6 protein-coding genes are annotated in these 3,681 nt (G+C 66.7%); all 6 read left to right on the forward strand.

Annotation, left to right across the window (positions count from 1 at the left end):
* Positions 1-184 (forward strand): hypothetical protein (locus OXH60_10365; GenBank protein MDE0712522.1); only part of this gene is annotated, 184 nt, incomplete at its 5' end.
* On the forward strand, positions 181-1,887 hold the full coding sequence (rpsA, locus tag OXH60_10370; protein MDE0712523.1) for a 30S ribosomal protein S1: 1,707 nt from the start codon (positions 181-183) through the stop codon (positions 1,885-1,887). The genes OXH60_10365 and rpsA, both read left to right, overlap by 4 nt.
* Before the next feature lie 93 nt (positions 1,888-1,980).
* Entirely contained in the window at positions 1,981-2,265 is a 285-nt protein-coding gene (locus tag OXH60_10375; GenBank protein ID MDE0712524.1) for an integration host factor subunit beta, read from the forward strand.
* A 27-nt stretch (positions 2,266-2,292) separates the two neighbouring features.
* A complete protein-coding gene (locus OXH60_10380; GenBank protein ID MDE0712525.1) occupies positions 2,293-2,529 on the forward strand; it encodes a lipopolysaccharide assembly protein LapA domain-containing protein in 237 nt (78 codons plus the stop codon).
* Positions 2,526-3,236, forward strand: coding sequence for an orotidine-5'-phosphate decarboxylase (gene pyrF / locus OXH60_10385; protein MDE0712526.1), 711 nt, complete (start codon positions 2,526-2,528; stop codon positions 3,234-3,236). Before OXH60_10380 ends, pyrF begins: the two co-directional genes overlap by 4 nt.
* A gap of 2 nt (positions 3,237-3,238) precedes the next feature.
* The coding region (locus OXH60_10390) for an N-(5'-phosphoribosyl)anthranilate isomerase (protein ID MDE0712527.1) at positions 3,239-3,681 on the forward strand (443 nt) is incomplete at its 3' end.

Here is a 3,681-nt window from a genome sequence, read left to right on the forward strand (position 1 = left end):
ACCGCTTGCGGCCGCTACCGACGCGCATGTGATCGATACCACAGAACTTGACGCCGACACTGTGCTTGATACGGCCTGTCGGCTGGTGAGGTCGAGTCCGAGGACCTCACGCAGGAAGGTTCGCGCGATCAGCGGCGAACTATCGGACACCGCCCTGAAGGTGCGGAATCAGGAGAGCCCATGAGCAACACAGTGCCGTCCGCCGAGACGCACCCCGCATTCGAGGAGAACTTCGACGAGCTGTTCGCGGCGTCTATCGCCGCCACCGAGAAACGTGAAGGCACCGTGGTCGTTGGCAAGGTCATCGCCTTGGAGAACGACGCCGCCGTGATTGATGTTGGCCTCAAGGCCGAAGGCCGTGTCCCGTTCAAGGAATTCATCGCGCACGGACACGGCAGCGAACCTGCCGTCGGGGACGAGGTCGAGGTATTTCTCGACCGCATCGAGAATCGGAACGGCGAAGCGGTGCTGTCGCGCGACCGCGCGCGGCGGGAGCAGGCCTGGGCTGAACTCGAGGAAGCATTCGAAGCCAAGACGCAGGTCACGGGGATCATCTGGGGGCGAGTCAAGGGCGGCTACACGGTCGACCTGCAGGGGGCCAGCGCATTTCTCCCCCGCAGCCAGGTGGACCTCCGGCCCGTCCGCGACGCCCAGCACTTGTTCGGCACCAAGCAGCCGTTCTACATCCTGAAGATGGACCGCCGACGCGGGAACATCGTGATCTCACGGCGCGCAGTCCTGGAAGAAACCCGCGCCGAGGCGCGCGCCGAATTGGTGGCCACGCTCAAGGAAGGGCAGATTCTCGACGGGGTGGTCAAGAACATCACCGAGTACGGCGCCTTCGTGGACCTGGGCGAGGTGGACGGTCTGCTGCACGTGGCGGACATGAGCTGGCGGCGTGTGCACCACCCGAGCGAAGTCGTGTCGGTCGGGCAGAAGCTGCGCGTGCAGGTGGTGCGGTTCAACCCGGCCACGCAGCGGATCAGCCTGGGAATCAAGCAACTCGAGGCGGACCCGTGGGAAGGGGTCGTCGAGAAGTATCCGAAGGGCACCAAGTTCCGGGGGCGCGTCACGAACATCACCGAGTACGGCGCCTTCGTGGAACTGGAGCCCGGTATCGAGGGCCTGGTCCATGTCTCAGAAATGAGCTGGACCCGCAAGAACGTGCCGCCGTCGAAGCTGGTGTCCACGAGCGAGGAGGTCGAAGTGATGATCCTCGGCGTGGACCCCAACCGCCGTCGCGTCAGCCTGGGGATGCGCCAGTGCGCCGGGAACCCCTGGGAGAAGTTCGCGGACGAGCATCCGGTCGGCAGCGTCATCGAGGGCGAAGTCCGCAACATCACCGAGTTCGGTGTGTTCCTGGGCATGCCCGGCGACATCGACGGCCTCATTCACCTGAGCGACCTCGATGCCTCGCGTCCCGGCGAAGAGGCCATCAAGGAATTCCGGAAAGGCGACCGGGTCCGAGCGAAGGTGCTCGAAGTCGACGTCGAGAAGGAGCGCATCAACCTCAGCACGCGCCAGCTCGAGGAAGAGAAGGTGGCCGGCGCGCTGGCTCCGTATTCGCGCGGCCAGGTCGTGACCTGCGTGGTCACGGAGGTCACCGACAGCGGCCTGCGGGTGAAGGTGGACGAGGTCAACGGCTTCATTCGTCGCAGCGATCTGTCGAAGCTCCGCACCGATCAGAATCCACACCGGTTTGCGGTTGGCGAGCGGGTGGACGCCAAGGTGGTGTCGATCGACACCAAGGCGGCGCGCCTCGTCCTGTCGATCAAGTCCCTCGAGATCGAGGAGGAGCAGCGCGTGCTCCGCGAATACGGGTCCAGCGAATCCGGAGCGTCGCTCGGCGACATCCTGAGCGAGGCGCTGAAGCCGAAGGAGGAGTGACGCCCCGGTGGCGAAACTGCTCCACGGTTTGACCGGCACGCCGCGATTTGGCAGGAATCAGCGTGGAGATTCGTCCATGGGAGGTACGTCCCCGTGAACCGGTCTGACTTGGTAAAGCGGATCCAGAAGGCATATCCAGACCTGCATGGTGTGGAAGCCGACCGGGTCGTCCGAATCGTCTTCAACGAGATCGAGGAAGCTCTTGCCAGGGGGGATCGTGCCGAGTTTCGCGGGTTTGGCAGCTTCTCGGTGCGTCTTCGCCCTGCCCATACCGGACGCAATCCGAAGACCGGCGCCGCGGTGCAGGTGCCGGAGAAGAGCGTGCCGTACTTCCGCGCCGGCAAGGAACTCAGGAAAAGGGTCGATACCGAGGAGTAATCGCGGGGCTCGACCCGGGATCACATGATGCTGCGCCTTGCGCGGCGCATCGCCGTCCTGCTTCTCACGCTGCTGTTCATTCCGTTTGCGCTGTCCAACCGGCAAGGCGTGGTGCTGGCCTTTTGGCCCTTCGAAGGAGTCGTCGAGGTGCCTCTCTACCTGCTTCTGGTGGCGGTCCTCGCCTTGGGGATTGTCCTCGGTGGATTCGCACGGCTGGTTGAGCGGCTGGGGTCACGCGGACGTCCGGGGCGCGTGTCGTCGTGACGCAGCGGTCTGGCGCGCGAATCGTCGTTGCCATCGATACGCCCGACGTCGAACGCGCAGAGGCACTCGCGAGCGAATGTCGGTCGGCCGCGGCGGTGAAGCTCGGGCTCGAGTTCTTTGCGGCGCAGGGACCATCAGGGGTACGGCGGGTCGGGCAGGCCGGAGCCCCACTGTTCCTGGATCTGAAGCTGCACGACATACCGAACACGGTGGTGGGCGCAATCCGGGCGCTCCGGCCGCTCGCCCCAGCCATGCTGACCGTGCACGCTGCGGGCGGCAGCGCCATGCTGGCTTCCGCGCAGGCGGCAACCCAGACCTACGAAGAACCGCCGGCGCTGTTGGGCGTAACCACCCTCACCAGTCTCGATTCAGACGACACCGCGGCGATCGGGGTCCACGGTTCCACATCTGACCAGGTGGTCCGGCTGGCCATGCTTGCCCGTAACGCCGGCCTCGCCGGCATTGTCTGCGCGCCGACGGAGGCGGCGCGGGTGCGCCGCGAGATCGGACCCGATTTCCTGATCGTGACCCCGGGTATCCGCCCGGCCGCGGCCGCGGTACAGGATCAGAAACGCGTCGCCACACCGTCGGCAGCAGCAGCGGCCGGCGCCGACCTGCTGGTCATCGGCAGGCCGATCACGGGCGCCGAGCACCCGGCCGAAGCCCTTGCGGCCATCACGTCCGAGCTGCGGGCCTCCGGGCGATGAGCGTGCAGGTCAAGATCTGCGGGCTCCGTGAGCCGGGACATGCCGCCCTGGCGGCGGCGCACGGGGCACGGTGGATCGGGGTGGTGTTTTTCCCTGCCTCGCCTCGCTACGTGGAACTCGACCGGGCACGCGCGGTCGCGGCCGTTCTGCCGCCGGCTGTCGAGGCGGTCGGGGTGATGGTGGACCCTGATGACGAGGCGGTGCAGGCAGCGGCCGCCAGCGGCCTTGGCGCCCTGCAGCTGCACGGTCGGGAAACGCCAGAGCGGGTTGCGGCCGTGAAACGGATCGCGGGCGTTTCCGTGATCAAGGCCCTGGGGATCTCCACGCAGGACGATGCGCGCCGCGCCGCGTCGTTCAGCGGGGCCGCCGACAAGATTCTCTTCGACGCCCGCCCGCCCGAAGGGGCCACGCGTCCAGGGGGCAATGCGCGGGCGTTCGACTGGCA

The organism is Rhodospirillales bacterium (genome assembly GCA_028824295.1).
Classification (GTDB): Bacteria; Pseudomonadota; Alphaproteobacteria; order TMED109; family TMED109; genus VXPW01.

Bases quoted from the DNA above. Each gene is read 5' to 3' on its own strand.
- rpsA (MDE0712523.1), top strand. From the start codon at position 181: ATGAGCAACACAGTGCCGTCCGCCGAGACGCACCCCGCATTCGAGGAG.
- OXH60_10380 (MDE0712525.1), top strand. From the start codon at position 2,293: ATGCTGCGCCTTGCGCGGCGCATCGCCGTCCTGCTTCTCACGCTGCTG.